We start from the raw sequence: 21,095 nt of genomic DNA on the forward strand, positions 1-21,095 counted from the left end.
GCGCCTGGCTGGCCTGCCGAGCCGGCCGATCCGGCCGGGGAAATCAGACCACCCGGCTCGACCGGAGCACCTGGCCAGCCGGACCCGACCCGCCCGACCAGCAGGACCCGATCCGACCCGCCGAATCATCCTGACCCGCCCGACCAGCACGACCTAGCCAGCGCCCGGCCAGCCAAGAACCGATCAAACCGTCACCGGCAACGTCCTCAACCCCCTGATCACGAACTCCGGCCGCCGCTCCGGCTCGGCCGCCAGACGCAGCCCCGGCAGTCGGGTGGACAGTGCTGACAGCGCCGCCGCGATCTCCACCCGCGCGAGCGGCGCGCCCACGCAGTAGTGGATCCCCATCCCGAAACCGAGATGCGCGTTCGGCGAGCGCCCGATGTCCAGCACGTCCGGCAAATCGAACACCCGAGGATCCCGCGCCGCGGCACCCAGCAGCGCGCCGATCTTCGTGCCGCGCGCCACCCGGTACCCGGCGATGTCCACATCCTCCGTGGCCGTGCGCTCGAACAGCTGCAGCGGTGCGTCGAACCGGATCAGTTCTTCCACAGCCGAGTCGAGCAAACTTGGGTCCGACCCAAGTCGTTCCCACTCCGACCGGTGGGTCAGCAGCGCGAGCACCCCGTTGCCGATCACGTTCACCGTCGCCTCGTGGCCCGCCATCAGCAGGAGCACGGCCGTGGCCACGACCTCGTCCGGCGTGAGCTCGCTGGCCACCAGGTCGGCGACGATCCCGCCCGGCGTCCCGCTGACCACCGAGCGCAGGTATGCGACGAAGTCGGCCGCGGCCTGCTCGGCGGCGTCGCGGCCGGCTTCGGGCAGGCCGAACTCGTACATCTTCACGATCGCGTTGCTCCACGCCACCAGCCGCGGCCCGTCCTCGACGGGGATGCCGAGCAGCTCCGCGATCACGGCCACCGGCAACGGCTGCGCGAGGTGTTCCAGCAGGTCAGCGCTACCGTCGGCCTCGATCTTGCCCGCCAGTGTGTCCACCATGGACGAAGCGAGCCGCGCGACCATCGGCCGCAACCGCTGCACGTGGCCCCGCCCGAACTCGCCCGCGATCACGCGCCGCAGCCGCGTGTGGGCCGGCGGTTCGTTCTCCAGCAACGAGTTGCGGTGCAGCAGGTTGAACGACGCGAACCGCTCCAGCGGCTGCGCGTCCGTCCAGATCCGGCCCAGCCCGCGGTGGCGCAACACGGCGGCCGAAGCGGCGTGCGAAACGGTGATCGCCAGGTCGAGCCCATCGTGGTGGTGCACCTCGCCCTCGGCGCGCAGCGCGGCGAACGCGGGGTACGGGTCGGCGAGGAAGGCGGGATCGGAAGCGTCGAACACGAGCCGACTCTACTGCGCCGATCGTTACCAATCCGACCACAGCCACGGCCGAATGGCTTCGTAACAACAGTTACGCGCCGCGTAGGGGGCGGCGTGCTTTTGGCCGGATCAGTAACCCGGGCGCCCCTCACGGCCCCCGCTTCGATAGCGTCTGGCGTCGAGCTTTGAGGAGGCTGAAGTGGGTAAAGGCGCGCGGAAGAAGGGTCCCAAGCCGGACCGCAAACCGAAGGTGCGCGACGTTTTCGTCGGGCAGCCCTTCGAAGGTCTGGCCGCGGAGCCGGAGCTGATCGCGTTGCGCGAGTTCGTGCCGTCGGCCACGGCGAAGCTCACGCTCGCCGAAGGCGGCGACGTCACCCTCGGCACCGTGCTGCCCATGGCGGCCGCGGCGTTCGTCCGGTCCGACGGGCAGCGCTACCTCGGGCTGCAGGTGCAGACGCGGTCGTCGGACATCAGCCGCGACCTCGGCCGGTCACTCCGCTGGGTGCTCGACGCGAAGCCGGGTGACGTCCTGTCCGTCCCCGACACGACCACCCCGACCGACCCGGACGAGCACAACCGCCTGCAGGACCTGCTCGCGCCCGCCGCCGAGCTCGAGCTCACGCTCCACAGCGACTTCGGCTGGTGGCTGCCCGAGGACGCGGACGCGAGCGGCGACGTCGCGGTGTCCCTCGAGCGCGCCAACGCCGCCATCATGCCCACCGAACGCCTCGGCGCCGGTGCGTACTGGGTGCTCGCCGGCGAGAAGGCGCACCTGCGCTGGGTCCGTCCCGAACCGGAGAACCTGCTGCTGCAAGCGCTTGCGCGCCTGTCCGCGGCGGGCACGTTGGGCCTCGGCGAGGGCACGCGGTACGCGGGTTCGTTCCGCGCCCACGGCCTGCTCGTCCCGGTGTGGGACCTCGACCCCGAGGCGCACGCGCGGGAATGGGCCGAACCCAAGGACCAGCTCGGCGCCCGGCTCGAGGAGGCGCTGAAGTCGCTCGAAGCAGAGCCGCTCAACGCCACCGAGCGCCGCGCACGCGACGGCCTCATCGGCCGCCAGCTCACGATTCGCTGATTCGACCGGACGCTGTGGAAGTTCGACGCCGAACTTCCACAGCGTTGATCGCAGCGCCGAAGTCACACCCGCTCACCGGGTAAACCCATACCTCGACACGCCCCTGCGGTGGCACGATCGTCGGGGTGATCCTGCACATCTGTTCCCGCGACGAGTGGGCCGCCGTGCCCGAGGCCGGCGGATACACCGCACCTTCGCTCGCCGAAATCGGGTTCATCCACTGCTCCGACCCCGGCACCGTCAGCCTGCCCGCGAACGCGATCTACCGCGGCCGCACCGACCTCCTGCTGCTCGAGATCGACCCCACGCGGGTCGACGCGCGCGTGGTCTGGGAGGAGGGCGCCCCGCCGCACCCCGACGGGATCCTCTTTCCGCACATCTACGGCCCCATCCCGCGAAACGCTGTGGTCGCGGTACACGATTTCCCATCAGGCGCGGACGGTTCGTTGAAGCTGCCCGAGTCGCTCTCCGTGCGCTGAAATCGCGTGAACGTTCACGGAAAGTAGTCGCGAGAGCTGGACAACCTGCGGGGGCTGCCATGCGTGTGGGGGATGACGAGGACGCGGTGCGCGGCGATCTCATCCGGGGAGGGGGCGATTTGGTGACGGCAGCGGCACCGGTCATCTCGGGGGGAGAACCGACGTGGGTCGCGGGCGCGCGGGCGGCGGCCGAGCCCAGGGTATTCGCCGAGTTCGGCGACTTCGTCGAAGCCAGCCTGCCCGGCTTGCTGCGCTACGGCCACGCGCTCACCGGCAACCCGCACGACGCCGCGGACCTGGTGCAGACCGTGCTCGAGAAGATCGGTTCGCGCTGGTCCTATGTCCAGCAGAAGACGGGAGACCCGCTCGCGTACGTGCGGCGCTCGATGGCCAACGCGCACGTCAGCCGGTGGAGACGCACGCGTCGGGAGAACCTCGTCGCGGACCTGCCGGACACGAGCCCGTGCGCGCCGGACGACCCGTTCGAGCACGAGCCGCTGTGGCAGGCGCTGCGAAATCTGCCGCCGAGGCAACGTGCGGTGGTGGTGCTGCGTTACTACGAAGGACTGTCCGAGGCCGAGATCGCGGAAGCGCTCGGCGTCAGCCAGGGGACGGTGAAGAGCCAGGCCAGCAAGGCCATCGCTTCGTTGCGGACGAAGCTGAAGCACGGAGAAGGGAGCGAAGCGGGTTGAACGTCTCCGAAGACGAGCTCGAACAGCGGCTGCGCGCGCTCTTTTCCGACGACCGGCTAGGCGTCGCACCGCAGGCCGACGCGGCCCCGGCGATCATGGCCGGCGCGCGGCGACGTCGGCAGCGGCGCAAGGTGCTGGTGTCGGCGTCCGGGGCGGTGTGCGCGCTCGCGCTGGTGTCGGGCGGGCTCGTGGTGTTCAAGTTCCAGGCCACGACGGGCGCGGCCGACCTGACGGCTTCGCGACTGACAGTGCCGAACGTGTCCGCTCCGCCGCCAGTCGCGCCGGTGGCCTCGGCCTCGCCGCCGGCGGCTGAAGATCCGCCCGTGGACCCGCCTGCCGCGCCGTCGCACGTGTCCACCGCTCCGCCGAAGCGGCATTCACCGCCGGCGTCGACGCGAGGTGACGCACCGACGAAGGTGACGAAGGGACCGTTGCTGACGGCGGACGGTCTCGGAGCCTTGAAGCTCGGGATGACCGAGGAGCAGCTCGCCTCGTCGGGTCTGACGTTGACGGCGGTCAAGGAATCGGCCGGCTGCACGTACTACGACGTCGCCGGCGAAGGCGTCCCCGCCGCGACAGCCGTGGTTTCGCCGGACGCCGGCGTGGTGGTCGTGAAGCCGGACGGCGCTGCCCACACACCGGAGGGCGTCGGCGAGGGCTCGGCGAAGGAAGACGTGACCGCCGCGTACCCGGGAACATCGCAGGCCTCCGACGAGTTGGTAGCACCGACCGGCGACGAGGGCGCCTACCACTTCACCCTCGCCGACGACGGCTCCGTCTCGAGCCTCGACGTCCGCTCCGCCAACCAAACCTGCGCCGGCTGAGCCCGGCGCCGACCGAGGAACCCGGGCTATCCACAGGGGGAGAGCCCGGGTTCCTCTCTGTTCGGGGCCTTGTGGATGAGCGGACCCGACTGGGTGGGCTCGACCTAGTGAGCTGCCGGCCAACTGCGTTCGTGGGCGGCCTGGGTAGGTCGAACCCAGTGAGTTCGCAACGGGCCGCTGCACCTGCGGACAGCCGGGTGGGTCGGACCTACCGACCCTTAGCTCGCGACTCGAAGAGATGCTGCGGCTCGGGCTGTTGTTGATGACTGGCTATGACTGACCCAACTAACCACCAGTCGCTCGCACGTACCTCTGGCGCGGGCTCTTGGGGCTCGGACGTTGCGGATGGAGTTGGCTGGGGCCAACCTAATGCGTCCTGGGCGCGGCGCCGCGGAGTTTGCGCGGCGGCTGTCGCGTGGGAGGCGCTATGGGCAGTCGGGTAGGTCGGACCCAATGAACTCCAGCGCGGCTGTGCACGGGGCTCCTGGTGCTGGCATGGGCCCAGCGTTGTGGATAACTGGATGGGGCGGGCCCAACGATCTGCAGCTCGGCTGTGCACAGCGCTTGCGCTGGCGTGGGTCTGGTGTTGTGGGTGGCCGAGCAGGTCGGACCTAGCGAGCTTCAGCTTGGCTGCGGGCAGCGCTACTGGTGCTGGTTGGGGCTGGCGTTGTGGATGATTGAGTGGGCCGGACCTAGCGAATCAACCGCGCGGGCTGACTGCGAGCGGCACGAGCCGGCGCCGCGCGGCCGCGAACCCTACAAACGACGGAGCCCGGGTTGTCCACGTGGGGACAACCCGGGCTCCGCGATGGCTCGTCTGGTCGTGACAAGCGCCCGTTGGCTGGGCCGGTTGAGCCGGCAGCCTTACAGGGCGCCGCCCGCGACGGGGGGCATGGCGGCGTCGGAGGGGGACGTGCCGACGGACTCGCGGTGGAGGAACTTCTCGATCTCGTACACGTTGTCACCTGCGCGGCGCGCGACGGTGACCAGCGTGGACATCTGGGAGATCTCCTCGACCTGCTCCTTGAGGAACCACTGCGTGAACTGCTCGCTGATGTAGTCCTCTTCGGCGCGCGCGGCCTTCGCCAGCGCGGAGACGTCGGCGGCGACCTCCTTCTCCTGCTCCAGCGCGAGCTCGAGGAGCTCCAGCGGGGCGGAGAACTCGTTGCGGACGTCCTTCACGCCCGGCACCTCCACGTGGTGATCGCGGTCGAGCATGTACTGCACGAGCGCCATCGCGTGGTTCCGCTCTTCCACCGACTGCTTGTAGAAGTGCTTAGCGAGCTGCGGCAGGTCCTCGTTGTCGAACCAGACCGCCAGCGCGATGTACTGCTGGGACGCGTGGAACTCGTTGTGGATCTGCGCCTGCAGCAGTTCGTAGAACTTCGAGCGCGGTTCTTTCTTCGTGAGGGCCATGCCAATGACGGTACGACAACTCTCGATTAATTTCCACTTTTAGCTGGTGATATCCACCCTATTAGGGTTACCATTCCTAAAGAAATCATCCCTTATTTTGGTTAGCCTTCCCTTAATTAATTCCACCATTTAGGGAAGGCTAACTTCGCTTTATATCGTGTCCCGGACGATCGGACACGACATGCAGCGTGGGCCGCCGCGACCTGAGCCCAGCTCGGATCCGGCGATGGCCAGGACCTCGATCCCGGCTTCGGCCAGGCGTTCGTTGGTCTCGAAGTTGCGCTCGTACCCGACGACGACTCCGGGGGCCAGCGCGAGGGTGTTGTTGCCATCGTCCCATTGCTCGCGTTCGGCGGTCACCGGATCGAGTCCCGTGTCGATCACGCGCAGGCGGTCGATGCCCATTGCCTCGGCGGCGGCGCTCAAGAACGGTGCCGGCCCCGCGACTTTCACCCCGCCGTCGCCGGTGGGACGCACGGTGAACGCGGTGAGCGAATCGCGCGCGAGCGGGTACATCACGACGGCGTCGACCGCGACCATCGTGCACACCGTGTCCAGGTGCATCGTCGCGCGGGACTGCTCGATGGGCACGGCGAGCACGGTGTGCGCGAGACCGTCGGCGAACACCGAGCGCGCGAGCGACTCCGCGCCCGCCGGCGTGGTGCGCTCGCCGACGCCGATGGCCAGCACGCCCGGGGCCAGCAGCATCACGTCGCCGCCCTCGATCGGCGCGGAGTGCGCGCCGTACGCGCGTGCCGCGTGGCGGAAGCGCGGGTGGTACGCGTAGACGAGGTCGAGCACAGCCGTTTCGCGCCGGCGCGCGGGCATGGTCAGCGACGAGATCGCCACGCGGTCGCCGATCCACGCCGACGAGTCGCGCGTGAACAGTAGATTCGGCAGCGGGTCGACGGCGAACTCGTGCGGGTCACGCATCATCCGCACCAGCGAAGAGCCCTCCGACGTCGGCAGCTCTTCGAACGTCATGCCCGCCATGAGGACCTCGGCGAGCGTGTTCGCGTCGACGCCGCTCAGGTGCGAACGCAGCGAATCGGCGAGGTCGGCGCCGAGGCGCAGTTCATCCACAGCCGCGTGGACGCCCGCCGTGTGCGCGCGCGGATCCACCAGCGCCGTGCGCAAGGTGTCCGCCAGCAAGAGTACTTCGACGCCGCGGCCGCGAAGCACTTCCGCGAATGCGTCGTGCTCTTGCTGGGCCCGGTCCACCCACGGGATGGAGTCGAAGAGGAGCTGGTCGTTGTTGCGGGGCGTCAGCCTTTTGAGCTCGTTTCCCGGCCGGTGCAGGAGAACTGCACGAAGGGGTCCGACTTCGCTGTCCACCCTGGGCGGTGCCGTCACGTCGTTCACGAGGTCGAGCCTAATGAGCGCGCGTCAGGGGAGCCAGGAAAGATGGCCTTTCAGGAGTGAATAACCGACGAAAGACACCACGTCGAAAAGGGTGTGCGCGGCGACCAGCGGCCACAGCCGGTTGGTGCGCTGCCAGACGCGGCCGAACACCAGGCCCATCACGAAGTTGCCGACGAACCCGCCGAACCCCTGGTACAGGTGGTACGAGCCGCGCAGCGCCGCGGCGCCCACGAGCGAATTGTTCTCGCGCACGCCGAGCTGGCGCAGCCGCGTGAGCAGGTAACCGATCACGAGCACTTCTTCGGCGAACGCGTTGCCGAACGCCGAGAGCGTGAGCGCGATCGGCCGCCACCACGTGTCGCCCAATGTGGACGGTTGCACCGCGAGGCTGAAGCCGAGGTGGTAGGAGAGGAAGTACAGGCCCAGCCCCGGAATCCCGATCACGGCGGCGAGGCCCACGGTGATCAGTGCGTCGGACCCGGGGGAACGGCGGTCGAGGCCGATGTCACGGATCTTGAGGCCGGCGCGCCACAGCAGGTACAGGCCGAGCCCGCCCCAGCTGACGAGCTGCAGGGCGTTGAGCAGCTGCTGCAGCAGGTCGAGCAGGCTGGCGGCGGCCTGCGGGACGTTGAGCTGCACCTGTTGCTGCGCCAGCGGGACCGGACGCAAGAGCGAGTCCACAAGGGACAGCAGGCTGCGCGCGCCGGAGAGGCCGAGCGTGATGCCGAAGACGAGCACCAGCTCGAACTTGACGGCCCGGCGCTCCTTCTCGTCCACGATCGGGGCGGGCGAATCGGGCGGAAGGGGCAGCAGCCAGGACCTGATGCCCGATCGCTCTGTCGTGCTCATGAGCGCACGCTACCTTCGGGGTATGCCTCGGACTATCGCCACCAACACGAAGGTCGACCGCGACGCGCTGGTCGAGTTCCTCAAGCCCCGCCACCACGCGATCCTGGTCACCACCCGCGCCGACGGGCGGCCCCAGCTCTCGCCCAACACATGCGGCGTCGACGCGGAGGGCCGGATCGTGATCGCGACCTACCCGAAGCGGGCGAAGGTCGCCAATCTGCGGCGCTCTTCCGCCGTTTCGGTTTGCGTCCTGTCCGACGAGTGGAACGGCCCCTGGGTCCAGGTCGACGGCACCGCCGAGGTCATCGACCTGCCCGACTCCGTCGAACCGCTCGTCGACTACTTCCGCAGCATCTCCGGCGAACACCCCGACTGGGACGAGTACCGCGAAGCCATGCGCAAGCAGGGCAAGAGCCTCATCCGCATCACCATCGACCGCTGGGGCCCCATCGCCACGGGCGGCTTCCCGCCGGAACTGGCGGACGACTGAGCGTCTGCCCCTCTGGCGAACGGGCCGGCTCCACTGAGGTGGGGCCGGCCTTTGTCGTGTACGGGGCCGGGTCAGAGCGCTCGACGACTGGGATCTGTGGGGGCTGTGGAAGGTTCGGTGGGCGCGACCCAACTTCGAGCGCTCGACGCCGTGCCCGGGCCTGAGTCGTTGGGTTTGGCCTAACGACCGCGCCGGCCGGCGCTGAGCCTGGGCAACGGTTTGTTGGGTCGGACCTAACTTCCTAGCGGTGGCCTGCACTGAGCGTGCTTCGCCGTGCAGTTGGGTTGAACCCAACGAGGTTCGGCGGGTCACACCCCCGGTCCCGGCGTCTCGGTCGTACCTGACTCGGACCGGCTCGGACCTGACTCGGACCGGCTCGGACCTGGCTCGGACTTCGGTCGGGCCTGTCTGTGCCGGGCGGCGCTCAATGCGCGGCTGATTGGGTCCGACCACCTTTAGCCGGTCAGCTCGGCATGCTGTGAATGGCCAGCTGGGTCGGACCTAGCAAAGGTGCCCGCGTCCTTGTCCCCAGGGACAACTCATCCCCATGGGGACAGGTGCCGGGCTGTCCCCATGGGGATGGCCGCGAGTTGTCCACAGGTGGATCACTCGACATGCCCCCGCCCGTGGATGGCCGACGAATCATCCCCAGCCGGGAAAGCACGTCAGTCGGACCGGTGCTGCCGGCGAAGGAACGGGCAGCCGACCAGCCGGCGAAGCTCGGCGGCCAGCTTGGGCGGGCTGTCGATCGACTGGGAGAACGCCAGCCGCACGTCGTGGTCGCCGGTGTCGGATTCGACGCGCAGGCGCAGGCCGTAGCGGTCGAGGCCGAGCGGGCGGATGCGCCCGTGCTGCAGGCTCGGCGGCAGGTGCTGCGCGAGCTGCTCGACGACGTCGGAGTGGTCGCTCTCCAGGTGCCGCAGCCACTCGGCCTCGTAGCTGTGGAACGGGTCCGGCGGCGCCGCACTGAACATGTGCGGACGCAGCGAGTGGGTGCCCTCCGCGTCGGCCAGGACGAGGGACGCGGGGGTGAGGCGCAGGAGCGTCAGGCCGTGGCCGACGTCCAGGAGCCGCTCGTCCGGCCGCTGCTCGGCGATGGACACGGCGCGGGCGCGCGCCGAGACCGCCGAGAGCGGCCGGAGCCACCCGGTTATCCACAGCAGGCCGCGGATGGGTTCCCGCAGCTCCACCGGGGCGTGGTCGGCGAGCTCGACCATGACGGCGAGCTCGCCGCGCTGAGTCTGCCGCGACGTGCGCACCATCGGGTGCTCGTCGGGCAGAAGGATGCTGACGCTGCCGCTGTGGTGCACGTGGTGCAGCACGGGCACCACGCGCTCGGCCTCGCAATCGGCGCGCTCGACGGTCGGCATGATCGTCGCCGGTTCGTTGCGCGTCGCGATCGTCTTGGCCCGCTCGGCGGGGTTCGGCGCGGGCGGGCGTCGGACGGATGTCGGGGCCTCGGTCACGGGTCACCTCCTACTTAGGTGAGGCTAACCTGAGTCTGGCCAAGAAAGGAAGACCCGATCCGTAACGCACCCCGCACGAGTGGCGAATAGCCGGTGATCCATACCGCCACCTGGGGAGAACATGACCGACAAAACGACCACAATCCCCGTCTGGGAACCGCAACCGGGGGTGCCGGCTGCTGCACTGCCGCCATTCGGCGTCGTCTACGCGAAGGCCCGCCGCACTGCGGCGACCCAGGTGGCGATCGGGTCCGTGATCACGGCGGCCGGCCTTGCCCTGCTGTTCGCCGGCGCCAACGCACCTGCGTCGATCTTCGTCGCCTTCCTCGGCTGCCGGATCCTGCTCAGCTGGGTGCCGGCCGTCGTCTCGGGGATCGGGACGAAGCCGGGCCCGGCCGCCATGTTCGAGCTGGTGCTGGTGGATCCCGACGGTCTGGTCGCACGGCGCGGCCGCGTCGGTGTGCGGTTGCCCGACGGCCGCTGGCTGAACACCAGGCTGCCCGCCGGCGTCCGCCTGCAGCTAGCCGGGCAACGTCGGTTGTGGCTGCTCAGGCGCGGCGACCGCGTTTCCGTGGTGGTGCCCGGGATCGTACTGGTCTGGAAGGGCCGGCTGGCCGCCGCGCCGGTGAGAGGGGCAAAGCAGCTGCCGGTGATACCGCGTGACGTGGTCCCACCGCGCGAGGACCGTGTGCTCAACACGGACCGTCGCGCCAAGGTCCCGACGATGCTGATCGTGGTCCTGCTGAACGTGATCTCCGTCGGCTTGGCGATGTGGGCCGTGGTGGGCCTCAAGGCGGACGTGGTCGCCCGGACGGTCGACGTGGACTTCGCCGCGGCGACCGCCGCCGTGATCGCCGTCCTGGGTTTGTTGACCGCCATGCACACGCTGGTCGGCGTCGTCACTCTGTGGAAGCTGCTCAGGCCGCGCTCGGAGAGCTCGTGGACCGAATTGCCCGTGCTGGACCGGCAGATCACGTTCAGCGGCAGCTTCCGCGCGGTGCTGAAGGGGCATGTCCGGCTTCCCGACGGCAGCGTGGCCGGCTTCCGTACGTCGAAGGTCTTCGCCTCCCTCGCGCTTGACGTCGCCGCCTCCGATCGCCTGTGGACGCTCGGTGCCGCTCGGCTCGGCGTCGTGACCATCGGCGTGCCCGGCTATCCCGTGATCGGCGTGGCGCGGTTCCGACCGGCCCCGGACCGGGCGCCGGCGGAACCCGCCGCCCAGCCGGCCGGCCAGTGAACCACGAACGCCACCGAGCGGAGTGACGACGATGCCCACGTGGGAGCCCGATCCGACCGTCCCGGCCGGGGAGCTGCCGTTGTTCGACAAGATCTTTGCCGCGTCACCGCGCCAGGCGACCGGTCGCTCGATCGCCGCCGTTGTCCTGGTGGCGTTCGTCGTCGCGGTCGTCGTGGTCGACTACCACCTCTCCGTCGCGGACGTCGTGCTGTTGGCGTACCTGCTCGGTGGCTACCTGCTGCTGCACGCGCGGTCGGTTCTCGCCCACTGGCAGCTCAAACCACTGCTCGCGGAGGCCTTCGTGCTGGTGGACGTCGACCCTGGCGGGATCGAGGTGAGCCGCCGCCTGGTCGCGGTGCGCCTGCCGGACGGCGGCTGGCTCACGATCACCTCCAGGACCACGCAGCCCCCGCTGATCGCGCAACGGCGGCTCTGGGTGCTGCGGTACGGCGACCGGGCGCGGGTCCTGTTGCCTGGCGCCGGACTGCTCAAGGCCCGGATCCGCACCGAACCGCTCCGCAACGGCGCCCAGCCACCCCCACCGCCGGCCGACGCCTGGGAAGCCGCCCGGAAGTCGGGGAACCTCCGCCTGATCCGGCACAGGATGGTGGTGTCCGGGGTGACGACGGCACTCCTGGTCTGGGCGCGGCTGGGTTATCCGCAGGACGACCGCTCCTTCTTCGCCATCGTGCTGACGATCGGACCGGTGGTAACGGCGGTACTGACGCTGCAGTACGTCATCGGCGCGATCGCCGGGGGTGGCTCCCGACGGTGGTCCGAGTTCGCCGTCGACCCAGGCCCGGCCATCTCCTCCGTGCGGATGCGGCAGCGGCAGCTGCGCCTGCTGCGGGTCGAGGGTCGCGGCGTGCTTGCTGACGGCACGCGTGTCTCGTTCGTCGTCCCCGGTGCCGACCTCTTCCTCGCTCTCGAGTTCGCGTCGGCGGGACAGCTCTGGTTCAGCGGCAAACTCGTCCGGGCTCAGATCGGCGGCCGCCGGATCCACGTTCAGCGCCTCGACGAAGCCTGAGGAGCACCGATGCACTTCTGGGAGCCCGATCCCACCGTCACAGCGGAACGTTTGCCGTTGTTCTGCGAGCTGACCAAAGCAGCCAGGCGAGCGGAAGGGCGACAGTTGGCGTTGGCCATCGTGCTCGTGGCGGTCGCGGCGGGGTTCGTGGCCGGCGCGACGATGACGGTCGCCGAGGCGGTGCTGCTCGGCTACGTCTTCGTCGGGAGCGCGGTGGTGCGCGGGCTGGCCGTGGTTCGACAGCAGCGGGTGAAGCCGTTGCTGGGCAAGGCCTTCGAGCAGGCCGAAGTCCGCGCCGTCGTGGCCGGACGGGTGATCGGTGTGCAGCTGGCCGACGGGCGCTGGGTGCGGTTCAGGGCCTCGCGGTACGCGGCGGAGGTGCTCGCACGGCGCCGACGGCTGTGGCTGCTCCGTGACGGCGACCGCGCCGCGGTGCTGACCGCCGAAGCCGGCCTCGTCCCGGCGCGGATTCGCGCCGAGTCGCCCGGCGGTAGCCGCGAAGTGGCTCCGGCCCAGCCCACGACGACACCTGACGCCGAGCCCCTCCGAGCGCTGCGCAAGCGCCGGGAGTGGGTCGAAATCGCTGCGGTGGCGCTCCTCTCGGCGCTCTACGTGTCAGCGTGGCTCATTTTTCAGCAGGGAGACCGGTTGTGCTCCCCGTTGACGGTCGTTCTGGCGGCGCTCACAGTCCTGTCGACCGCACTCGCCGTGGTCCTGTGCCTACGGCCCTCCCGAGCCGCGGAGTGGACCGAGCTGGAGCTCGTGGCCGAACCGGCGATCGCGGTCACCCACGACCGGCTGACCGTCGAGAGCCGTGCTGTCCGGCCGGACAGCACCACGGCCGCCTTCCGGCTCCGCGGAGTTTCCTCGCCGCGGCCCTCGACATCGCTGCCTCCAGGAAGCTCTGGATCACCGGCTCACGAGCCGGCCTGCCCGGCCACGCCTGGATCGGCACCGTCCGGTTTCAGGATCCCGTCGGACCCCTCCCCGACCACGACCACGCGTAGCCCGGATCCTCCGATGCCGAAGCCGCCTCCCCGAGTTCCAGGGGCGCGAAGGTGTCCACCATCACCGCTGTCTCGTCGAAGAACTCCGCGCCGATGGACGCCTCCGCGGCGCCCGGCTGGGGGCCGTGGGTGAAGCCCGACGGGTGCAGGGACAGGGAGCCGATGGCGATGCCCGAGCCGCGGCGGGCTTCGTAGTTGCCGCGGACGTAGAACATGAGCTCGTCGGAGTCGACGTTCGCGTGGTTGTACGGCACGGGGATCGAGTCCTCGTGGTAGTCGACCTTGCGGGGGCAGAACGAGCACACGACGAAGTTCGGCCCCTCGAACGTCTGGTGCACGGGCGGTGGCTGGTGCACGCGGCCGGTGATGGGCTCGAAGTCGTCGATGTTGAACGCCCAGGGGTACAGGCAGCCGTCCCAGCCGACGACGTCGAACGGGTGGGTCGCGTAGGTGTAGCGGGTCAGGCCGGCGCGGTGGCGCACGAGCACGTCGACATCGGAACCGTCCACCAGCAGCGGCTCGACCGGTCCCCGGAGGTCACGCTCGCAGTACGGCGAGTGCTCCAGGAACTGCCCCTTCGCCGACAGGTACCGCTTCGGCGGGCCGATGTGCCCGCGCGCCTCCAGCACGTACAGGCGCACCTCGCCCTGCGGCACGACGCGGTAGGTGCACGACGTCGGGATCACCACGTAGTCGCCGTCCGAGGCCTCCAGCGTGCCGTAGATCGTCTCGAAGACAGCCGAACCGCCCTGGACGTAGAGCAGCTCGTCGCCCGCCGCGTTGCGGTACAGGGGCGAAGGAGTGGTGGCGACGACGAAGCCGATGGTCACGTCGGCGTTGCCGAACAGGCGGCGCCGGTCGGTCACGGCGTCGGCGGAGGCGCCGAACTTCAGTTCCGGCGTCTTGAAGTGCCGCGGCTTCAGCGGGTGGTTGGGCACGAGGGTGCCGCGGTCGTCGGGCACGGCCACGGCGTCGACGATCGCCGTCGGCAGGCCGCGGTGGTACAGCAGCGCCGAGTCGGCGGAGAAGCCCTCGACGCCCATCAGCTCCTCGGCGTAGAGGCCGCCGTCGGGCTTGCGGAAGGCGGTGTGCCGCTTGTGGGGGACCTCGCCTACTCGCCGGTAGAAGGGCATGGCTGACTCCTCCGGAAGTGTCCGCAGAACGAACGATTTTGTCCTGTTGTCGTACGCTACTAGCGTGTCATTCGTGTCAAGCGCTGTGGAACTCACGCCCCCCGGCCCCCGTGGAATTCCTCCCCTGTTCGCGCGGCTCGTCGACGACTCGGCGCTCTTTCCGCCCGCGGACGCGGCCATGCCCGAAGCGCTGCGAGCGCACTACGAGTCGCGGGCGGGTGAACACGCCGGTGTACTGGGTGTTTTTCTCTGCCAGGCCTCGCGGCTGCCGGAGCTGATCACCGAGTTGATCAAGATCAAGCCGAAGGAGCCGCTGCCCCTGTCACTGATCATCGACACCGGGCTCGGCGGCGTGCCCAAGGCCATCTCGATCGTCGAGTCGCGCAGCGAGCTGCTGTCGCTGCGGATGGTCGAGATGCCGGCGCCGTCGGACGTCGACGAGGTGTGGCTGGAGCGCGTCTCGGAGTTCGTGCCCGAGGACGTGATCCGCGTGGTCGAGCCGCGCCGCGGAGTCGGCTGGCTCGACGGCGTGCGCAAAGTGATCGAGCACGGCAGCTGGCCGAAGATCCGCTGCGGCGGCCCGGCGGGGGAGAACTTCCCCAGCGTCGACGAGGTCGCCGACTTCATGTCGGTGGTCAGCGGCGCGCCCGGCGCGTCGTTCAAGGCCACCAACAGCCTGCACCGCGCCGTCCGCCACACCGATGCGGAGACGGGCTTCACGCACCACGGTTTCCTGAACCTGATCGTCGCGTCGGCCCGCTGCCTCTCGGGCGGCGACGTCCGCGAGGCGCTGGAGTCCACCGACGGCAAGGCGCTGGCCGACGAGGCCCGCGCGTTGTCGGAGCCGGCCGCGAAGGCCGTGCGGGAGCTCTTCGCGTCGTACGCGGCGGCGTCGTTCGCCGAGCCGGTGGCCGACCTGGGTGAGCTCGAGCTGCTGTGAGCAGGGAGGGGTCGCTGACCCTCGACCGCGGCCTGGCGCTGCTGCAGGCGGTGGCCGACGCGGGCGAGGAGGCGGCGACCATCTCCGAGCTGGCCGTGACGATCGGCGCGAGCCGCGCGGCCGTCTACCGGCTGCTGGTGCCGTTGTCGGAGCGCGGCCTGATCTGGCGCGACGGCACGAAGGTGCGCCTCGGCGTCGGCCTGCTCCGGCTGGCCGGGCAGGTGCTGCCGCAGCTGCGCGAAGCGGCGCGGCCGGTCCTGCGAGAGCTGGCGGAGAAGGTCGGCGCCACGGCGCACCTCACCGTGGCGCAGGGCGATCAGGCGCAGGCCGTGGCGGTGGTGGAGCCGTCGTGGACGAGCTACCACGTCGCGTACCGCGTGGGCAGCCGTCATCCGCTGAGCGCGGGCGCGGCGGGCCGGGCGATGGCGCTGCGGCCCGGGGGCGACGGCTGGGTCGCGTCCACGGGCGAGCTGGAGGCCGGTGCGTCCGGTGTGGCCGCGCCGGTGCGCGGGGTGCCGGGGCTGCGGGCGAGCGTCGGCGTGGTGTCGCTGGAGCCGTTGGACGCGGCCGCGGTCGGTCCCCAGGTCATCGCGGCGGCCGGAAAGCTGACCGAGGTGCTCAGAACCGACGCGTAGTGCGGCGTGGCGTGCTGGAATATGGTCTCGTGGAACAAAGGGGACGGCTTGCCGAGGAGCCGTCGCGGAGGTGCCCAGGTGAACGTTCCGAGTGAGCTCGTCGGTTGCGAGGTGCGCCGGACGTCGTTCGACTACCAGGTGCGCCTCGCGCTGGTCGATCAGCCGGACCCGGCCGACGAGCCGCGGGTGGACGCCGAGCTGGTGCTCGAGACGTCGTTCGTGCTGCGTGACGTCGAGGGCGTGAGCCACGAGCTGGAGCCCGGCAGCGGCGCGGCCCTGGCGCCGGTACTGGCGCTGTTCGGGCAACGTGTCACCGAGGTGGCGGTGCCCGAACAGGGCACGCTGACGGTGGTCTTCGACGGCGGCGCCGAGCTGCGCGTGGGGCCGGACCGGCAGTACGAGTCGTGGTGGCTCACCGGCCACGGCGTCGAGCCGATCCTGGTGGGCCCGGACGCCTAGCGGCGCGCGGCCGCCAGCAGCGGTCGCACCATGGTGAGCAGCAGCGCCAGGTCGACGCAGAACAGCAGCCGCTCGAACAACCCCAGCGTCACTTCCTGCTGCGCGGGGCCGGTGATCAGCTCGAAGACGAACCCGCCGAGCACGATCAGCACGCTCGCCAGGCTCGCGACGGCCAGGCCGCGGATGGCGGTCCGGCGCGGTTCCCACGGGCACTTCGGCGTGCCGCGGCGTGTGAGCAGCCAAGCGGCGGCCGGCAGGGCGAGGAACGCGGTGATGGCGGCGGCGTTGTGGAGCTGGCCGTCGAACGTGCGGGCCTGGCCGTCGGGGTCGACGGGGACGGTCGCGCAGATCGTGAGGCCCGCGCACCACACGCCGAGCAGCACGACGACCGCGGGCGAGCGGCGGGCCTTCACCAGCCCGGCCAGCAGCGCGACGGAACCGAGCGCCAGCGCCAGGCACATCGCGCTGAACAGCGGCGCGGCCGAGCGGCTGCCGAGGTGGCCGTAGACGTACTCCGAGAGCGTCTGCCACACCGGGCTGACCTGCGCCGACAGCCGCAGGTGCAGGTCAGCCGCGATGGCCACCGCGAGCGCCATGCCGGCCAGCGCGAGCCGGCCGTGCACGGGGGACACGGCGGCGGGCGCGGCCTTCGGCATGGGGGCACTCCTCGGTGGTCATGGCGAAGGGCAAGGCTTCCCGCGTCATCGCGGGTTCACCTTGCCCTCATCCACTGGATTCGAAGAGGCTACCCGGTGTTCCTGTGAAGTCTCTGTGGTCAACTCGCTCAGAAGGCGAGCTGGACCAGCGCGAACGCGGCGAATCCGGCGAACAGGAACCCCGCCGTGCACTGGATGAGCTTCGGCCGGATGCGGCTGCGGATCTTCGCGCCGATGAACACCGCGAGCCCCGCGACGGAGACCAGCGCCACGAACGCGCCGAGCCCGACCGCGAACGGGTTGCCGAGCCGCGCGACGAGCCCTGCCGTCGCCAGCTGCGACGCGTCGCCCCACTCGGCGGCGAAGAGCACGCCGAACGACGTCAGCGCGGAGCGCAGGAAGGACTTCGGCGCCGCGCCGAGGCGTGCGGCGTCGTCGGCCGCTTCGTCGGCTTCGCTGAATCCTTCGCGCAGGAGCATGAAGGCGCCGATACCGAACATCGCGGCCACGACCAGGGAAACCGCGGTTTCCGGAAGAAGGGTGAGTACGCTGCCGAACGCGACGGCTATAACACACTGGATAGCGAATGCCACGCACACCCCGGCGAATACCGGCCACGCGCGGAAACGCGTGGTCAGCACCAGTGTTGCGACCAGGGTCTTGTCGGGCAGTTCCACTGCCAGGACCAGGCCGAACGCGCTGATGAGAGCGATGAGTGCGGGAGACATGAGCTGGTGGACACCCCTTTCACTTCAACGATAAAGGAGGTGTTCAGAACGCGGCAAGTTGATCGGGTTTGCGAATTGCCCCATGAGGTTTGTTGAATAGCATTCGCCGGGTTCCCTGAATATAGTTTTCGGTGCGCCGAATTCTGTTTTGCGGATGCGGTACGGTGCGGGTCATGCCTGCTGACCACGTGGTTGTGTCCACCACTGTCGACCAAGAAGCGACCGCTCGGAACATCGCCACGAGCGCCGTCGAGGCGCGGCTCGCCGCCTGCGCCCAGATTGTGGGGCCGATCACGAGCGTGTACCGCTGGGAGGGCAAGGTGCGCACCGACTCCGAGTGGCGCGTCGAGTGCAAGACGGCGGCCGACCGCGCGGGCGCGCTGGAGGAGTTCCTGAACGTGCGCCACACGTACGCCCTGCCCGAGATCGTGGCGACGCCGATCGTCGGCGGGAGCCCGCGGTACCTGTCGTGGGTGGTGGAGCAGACCCGGTAGATCCCTTTCGGGTACACAATGGACGGATGGGCTCGGGACGCCTGACGTGGGCGTTTCCCGGGTTCAGGACGTTGGTCCCTCGTTTTTCGGGACGTGTTGAACTGGTTGGCGCCGCGCCGGCGGAGTTAGCTCGGGTACGTGGATGTCCTTGAGCTCGCGCGGTGGCAGTTCGGCATCACCACCGTGTACCACTTCTTGATGGTCCCGCTGACCATCGGACTTTCGGTGCTCGTCGCGGGGATGCAGACCGCCTGGGTGCGTACGGGCAATGAGCGCTACTTCAAGATGACCAAGTTCTGGGGGAAGCTCCTCTTGGTCAACTTCGCCATGGGCGTGGTGACCGGGATCGTGCAGGAGTTCCAGTTCGGGATGACCTGGAGCGCCTACTCCCGCTTCGTCGGCGACGTGTTCGGCGCGCCGCTGGCGATGGAGGGGCTCGTCGCGTTCTTCGTGGAGTCGACCTTCCTCGGCCTGTGGATCTTCGGCTGGGACCGGCTGCCGAAACGTGTGCACCTGGCGTGCGCGTGGGCGTTCGCGCTGGCGACGATGGCCTCGGCCTACTTCATCCTGGCCGCGAACTCGTGGATGCAGCACCCGGTGGGTGTGGAGTTCGTGAACGGCAAGCCGACGATGAACTCGATCTTCGCGGTGCTGGCCAACAACACGGCGCTGGCGGCCATCCCGCACACGCTGGCCGGGTCGTTCTCGGTGGCGGCGGCGTTCCTCGTCGGGGTGGCGGGCTGGCACCTGTGGCGGCGGCGTTCGGCTTCGGACTCGGACGCCGGCGTGCACCGCGACGTCTGGCGCGCGTCGCTGCGGCTCGGTGCCTGGGTCGGGATCGCCGCGTTCGCGGTGCTGGCCATCACGGGTGACACGCAGGGCAAGCTGATGTTCCAGCAGCAGCCGATGAAGATGGCGTCGGCGGAAGCGTTGTGCCACACGGAGAAGCCGGCGAGCTTCTCGATCCTGGCGATCGGCGACGTCGCGGGGGCCAACTGCGAGGACGTGAAGACGTTCACCGTGCCGGCGCTGCTGTCGTTCCTCGCGCACAACGACTTTTCCACCGAGGTGCCGGGTGTGGAAAACCTGATCGGCCAGTACCAGGCGAAGTACGGCACCAACTACCCGAACGACCCCGACCTGGGGCCGCTGGCGGGCAAGCCGATCGACTACGTGCCCAACCTGCCGGTGACCTACTGGGGATTCCGGGCCATGATCGGCTTCGGCGCGATCGGGGCGGGGATCGGCCTGCTGGCCCTGTGGCTCACGCGCCGCGGCCGGATCCCGGGCGGGCGCTGGTTCCCGTTGCTGCTGGTCGCGGGCATCGCGACGCCGTTCATCGGCAACAGCGCCGGCTGGATCTTCACGGAGATGGGGCGTCAGCCGTTCGTGGTCGCGCCGAACCCGACGGGCGTCGAGGGCATGTGGATGTTCACCGCGCAGGCGGTGTCGCAGCTGACGGTCGGTGAGGTGTGGACGTCGCTGATCTCGCTCACGGTGCTCTACCTGGGGTTGGGCGTGGTGGAGCTGTTCCTGATGCGCAAGTACGTGCGGGGTGGGATCGAAGGGGTTCTGCCGCCGCCGGCACACGGTGGGGAGGCGGGTTCGGATGACACGTTGTCGTTCGCTTACTGAGCCTCCGGTGGGTGCTTCGTCGGGTTGTTCGGTGGGTTCGACCCAGCGTGGTGGGTCGGTCACCCACGAGAGTTACCCACAGCTGATCTGTGGACAACTCGATGGGTTGTGGATAACTCAGGGCGATCTTGGGGATGAGTCATGACGACACTGCAGCTGGTGTGGTTCGGGATCATCGCGCTGTTCTGGCTCGGGTACCTGTTCCTCGAGGGCTTCGACTTCGGCGTCGGGATGCTGCTGCCCGTGCTCGGGCGCGACAACACCGAGCGGCGCGTCATGGTCAACACCATCGGGCCGGTGTGGGACGGCAACGAGGTGTGGCTGATCGTCGCGGCAGGCGCCACGTTCGCGGCGTTCCCCGACTGGTACGCGACGCTGTTCTCGGGCGCCTACCTGCCGTTGCTGCTCGTGCTCCTGGCGCTGATCGGGCGCGGGGTCGCGTTCGAGTACCGCGGCAAGGTCGACTCCGAGCGCTGGCGGCGCACGTGGGACCGCGCGATCATGGTCGGCTCGTGGATCCCGCCGCTGGGCGTCGGGCTGCTGCTCGCGACGACCGTGCTCGGCCTGCCGCTCGACGCCGCCGGCAACCGCGTCGGCTCGCCGTTCGAGGCGGTGCGGTGGGACACGCTGCTGGGCGCGCTCGCCGTGGTCGGGTTCTCGCTGGTGCACGGGGCGGCGTTCCTGGCGCTGAAGACGTCGGGCTCGCTGCGCGAGCGGGCGCGGGTGCTGGCGTTGCGGCTGCTGCCGGTGGCGTTGCTGCCGATGGTCGCGTTCCTCATCGTCGTGCAGGTGCGCGCGGGGCAGGCGTGGACGTTGGTCGCGCTTGTGGTCAGCGTGGTTGCCGCAATCGTCGCGTGGCTGCGGCTGCGCGCGGACCGCGACGGGCAGGCGTTCGCCGCGCTGGGCGTGGTGATCGCGGCCGCCGCCGTGACGATGTTCGGGGCGCTGTACCCGAACGTGCTGCCGTCGACGGGTGATCCGGCGAATTCGCTGACGATTGCGCAGGCCGCCGCTAGCCCGTACGCGCTGAAGGTGATCACCTGGGTCGCCGCGTTCGGTGCGCCGGCCGTGCTCATCTACCAAGGTTGGACCTACTGGGTTTTCCGCAAGCGCATCGGCGTTCAGCACATCCCGGCGGTGCACGCACCGTGATCACGCTTCCCGGCCGCACCAC

General features: G+C 69.7%; 21 protein-coding genes. 13 read left to right on the forward strand and 8 right to left on the reverse strand.

What is annotated here, in order from left to right; all coding sequences use genetic code 11:
* Nucleotides 1-183 precede the first annotated feature (183 nt).
* On the reverse strand, nucleotides 184-1,338 hold the full coding sequence (locus ACQPXB_RS00795; protein WP_432849112.1) for a cytochrome P450: 1,155 nt from the start codon (nucleotides 1,336-1,338) through the stop codon (nucleotides 184-186).
* Between the two features lie 178 nt (nucleotides 1,339-1,516).
* Between ACQPXB_RS00795 and ACQPXB_RS00800 the strand changes: the two genes are divergently transcribed.
* The 4 genes from ACQPXB_RS00800 (at nucleotide 1,517) to ACQPXB_RS00815 (ending at nucleotide 4,387) form a co-directional block, all read left to right on the forward strand.
* Nucleotides 1,517-2,392: a DUF5926 family protein gene (locus ACQPXB_RS00800; protein ID WP_366577071.1), complete on the forward strand. Its 876-nt coding sequence runs from the start codon at nucleotides 1,517-1,519 to the stop codon at nucleotides 2,390-2,392.
* 125 nt (nucleotides 2,393-2,517) lie between these two features.
* Nucleotides 2,518-2,871, forward strand: a complete 354-nt coding sequence (locus ACQPXB_RS00805) for a DUF952 domain-containing protein (protein ID WP_366577073.1) — start codon at nucleotides 2,518-2,520, stop codon at nucleotides 2,869-2,871.
* A gap of 122 nt (nucleotides 2,872-2,993) precedes the next feature.
* Nucleotides 2,994-3,563 (forward strand): SigE family RNA polymerase sigma factor, encoded by a 570-nt coding sequence (locus ACQPXB_RS00810; RefSeq protein ID WP_386943688.1) that lies wholly within the window; start codon nucleotides 2,994-2,996, stop codon nucleotides 3,561-3,563.
* Nucleotides 3,560-4,387, forward strand: a complete 828-nt coding sequence (locus ACQPXB_RS00815; RefSeq protein ID WP_432849113.1) for a hypothetical protein — start codon at nucleotides 3,560-3,562, stop codon at nucleotides 4,385-4,387. Before ACQPXB_RS00810 ends, ACQPXB_RS00815 begins: the two co-directional genes overlap by 4 nt.
* An 864-nt stretch (nucleotides 4,388-5,251) precedes the next feature.
* On the opposite strand, the gene ACQPXB_RS00820 is transcribed toward ACQPXB_RS00815, so the two are convergent.
* From ACQPXB_RS00820 to ACQPXB_RS00830, 3 genes are all read right to left on the reverse strand, one after another.
* Nucleotides 5,252-5,803: a ferritin gene (locus tag ACQPXB_RS00820; protein ID WP_366577078.1), complete on the reverse strand. Its 552-nt coding sequence runs from the start codon at nucleotides 5,801-5,803 to the stop codon at nucleotides 5,252-5,254.
* 150 nt (nucleotides 5,804-5,953) lie between these two features.
* The gene (locus ACQPXB_RS00825; RefSeq protein WP_432857205.1) at nucleotides 5,954-7,138 is read right to left on the reverse strand and encodes an arginine deiminase; all 1,185 of its coding nucleotides are present in this window, start codon (nucleotides 7,136-7,138) and stop codon (nucleotides 5,954-5,956) included.
* Nucleotides 7,139-7,189: 51 nt separating this feature from the next.
* Nucleotides 7,190-8,014 carry a CPBP family intramembrane glutamic endopeptidase gene (locus ACQPXB_RS00830; protein ID WP_366577079.1) on the reverse strand — a complete coding sequence of 275 codons (825 nt, stop codon included), beginning with the start codon at nucleotides 8,012-8,014 and terminating at the stop codon, nucleotides 7,190-7,192.
* A 22-nt stretch (nucleotides 8,015-8,036) separates the two neighbouring features.
* Here ACQPXB_RS00830 and ACQPXB_RS00835 point away from each other — a divergent pair, with 22 nt between their 5' ends.
* A complete protein-coding gene (locus tag ACQPXB_RS00835) occupies nucleotides 8,037-8,504 on the forward strand; it encodes a PPOX class F420-dependent oxidoreductase (protein WP_366577081.1) in 468 nt (155 codons plus the stop codon).
* Nucleotides 8,505-9,169: 665 nt separating this feature from the next.
* Here the strand turns inward: ACQPXB_RS00835 and ACQPXB_RS00840 are convergent.
* Entirely contained in the window at nucleotides 9,170-9,970 is an 801-nt protein-coding gene (locus ACQPXB_RS00840; protein WP_432849114.1) for a DUF2470 domain-containing protein, read from the reverse strand.
* 121 nt (nucleotides 9,971-10,091) lie between these two features.
* On the opposite strand from ACQPXB_RS00840, the gene ACQPXB_RS00845 reads away from it, so the two are divergent.
* Entirely contained in the window at nucleotides 10,092-11,207 is a 1,116-nt protein-coding gene (locus ACQPXB_RS00845) for a hypothetical protein (RefSeq protein ID WP_432849115.1), read from the forward strand.
* 31 nt (nucleotides 11,208-11,238) lie between these two features.
* Complete coding sequence (locus ACQPXB_RS00850; RefSeq protein ID WP_432849116.1) at nucleotides 11,239-12,234, forward strand: hypothetical protein; 996 nt, start codon at nucleotides 11,239-11,241, stop codon at nucleotides 12,232-12,234.
* Nucleotides 12,235-13,198: 964 nt separating this feature from the next.
* Here the strand turns inward: ACQPXB_RS00850 and ACQPXB_RS00855 are convergent.
* The gene (locus ACQPXB_RS00855) at nucleotides 13,199-14,374 is read right to left on the reverse strand and encodes a homogentisate 1,2-dioxygenase (RefSeq protein ID WP_432849117.1); all 1,176 of its coding nucleotides are present in this window, start codon (nucleotides 14,372-14,374) and stop codon (nucleotides 13,199-13,201) included.
* An 85-nt stretch (nucleotides 14,375-14,459) separates the two neighbouring features.
* Here ACQPXB_RS00855 and ACQPXB_RS00860 point away from each other — a divergent pair, with 85 nt between their 5' ends.
* From ACQPXB_RS00860 to ACQPXB_RS00870, 3 genes are all read left to right on the forward strand, one after another.
* Nucleotides 14,460-15,314 carry a hypothetical protein gene (locus ACQPXB_RS00860; RefSeq protein ID WP_366577885.1) on the forward strand — a complete coding sequence of 285 codons (855 nt, stop codon included), beginning with the start codon at nucleotides 14,460-14,462 and terminating at the stop codon, nucleotides 15,312-15,314.
* The gene (locus tag ACQPXB_RS00865) at nucleotides 15,311-15,949 is read left to right on the forward strand and encodes an IclR family transcriptional regulator (protein ID WP_366577090.1); all 639 of its coding nucleotides are present in this window, start codon (nucleotides 15,311-15,313) and stop codon (nucleotides 15,947-15,949) included. The genes ACQPXB_RS00860 and ACQPXB_RS00865 overlap by 4 nt, the downstream gene beginning before the upstream one ends.
* A gap of 78 nt (nucleotides 15,950-16,027) precedes the next feature.
* On the forward strand, nucleotides 16,028-16,408 hold the full coding sequence (locus ACQPXB_RS00870) for a DUF6188 family protein (RefSeq protein ID WP_366577091.1): 381 nt from the start codon (nucleotides 16,028-16,030) through the stop codon (nucleotides 16,406-16,408).
* Here ACQPXB_RS00870 and ACQPXB_RS00875 read toward each other — a convergent pair.
* Complete coding sequence (locus ACQPXB_RS00875) at nucleotides 16,405-17,064, reverse strand: DUF998 domain-containing protein (protein ID WP_432849118.1); 660 nt, start codon at nucleotides 17,062-17,064, stop codon at nucleotides 16,405-16,407. The genes ACQPXB_RS00870 and ACQPXB_RS00875 overlap by 4 nt on opposite strands.
* A gap of 128 nt (nucleotides 17,065-17,192) precedes the next feature.
* Nucleotides 17,193-17,792 carry a TMEM165/GDT1 family protein gene (locus ACQPXB_RS00880; protein WP_432849119.1) on the reverse strand — a complete coding sequence of 200 codons (600 nt, stop codon included), beginning with the start codon at nucleotides 17,790-17,792 and terminating at the stop codon, nucleotides 17,193-17,195.
* Nucleotides 17,793-17,965: 173 nt separating this feature from the next.
* Here ACQPXB_RS00880 and cutA point away from each other — a divergent pair, with 173 nt between their 5' ends.
* The 3 genes from cutA (at nucleotide 17,966) to cydB (ending at nucleotide 21,073) form a co-directional block, all read left to right on the forward strand.
* Nucleotides 17,966-18,286 carry a divalent-cation tolerance protein CutA gene (gene cutA / locus ACQPXB_RS00885; RefSeq protein WP_366577097.1) on the forward strand — a complete coding sequence of 107 codons (321 nt, stop codon included), beginning with the start codon at nucleotides 17,966-17,968 and terminating at the stop codon, nucleotides 18,284-18,286.
* 138 nt (nucleotides 18,287-18,424) lie between these two features.
* Nucleotides 18,425-19,921 carry a cytochrome ubiquinol oxidase subunit I gene (locus ACQPXB_RS00890; RefSeq protein WP_432849120.1) on the forward strand — a complete coding sequence of 499 codons (1,497 nt, stop codon included), beginning with the start codon at nucleotides 18,425-18,427 and terminating at the stop codon, nucleotides 19,919-19,921.
* 141 nt (nucleotides 19,922-20,062) lie between these two features.
* Nucleotides 20,063-21,073 (forward strand): cytochrome d ubiquinol oxidase subunit II, encoded by a 1,011-nt coding sequence (gene cydB / locus ACQPXB_RS00895; protein ID WP_366577100.1) that lies wholly within the window; start codon nucleotides 20,063-20,065, stop codon nucleotides 21,071-21,073.
* Nucleotides 21,074-21,095 lie beyond the last annotated feature (22 nt).

Origin of the sequence: Amycolatopsis sp. CA-161197, from assembly GCF_050942255.1 — a bacterium.
Taxonomy (GTDB): domain Bacteria; phylum Actinomycetota; class Actinomycetes; order Mycobacteriales; family Pseudonocardiaceae; genus Amycolatopsis.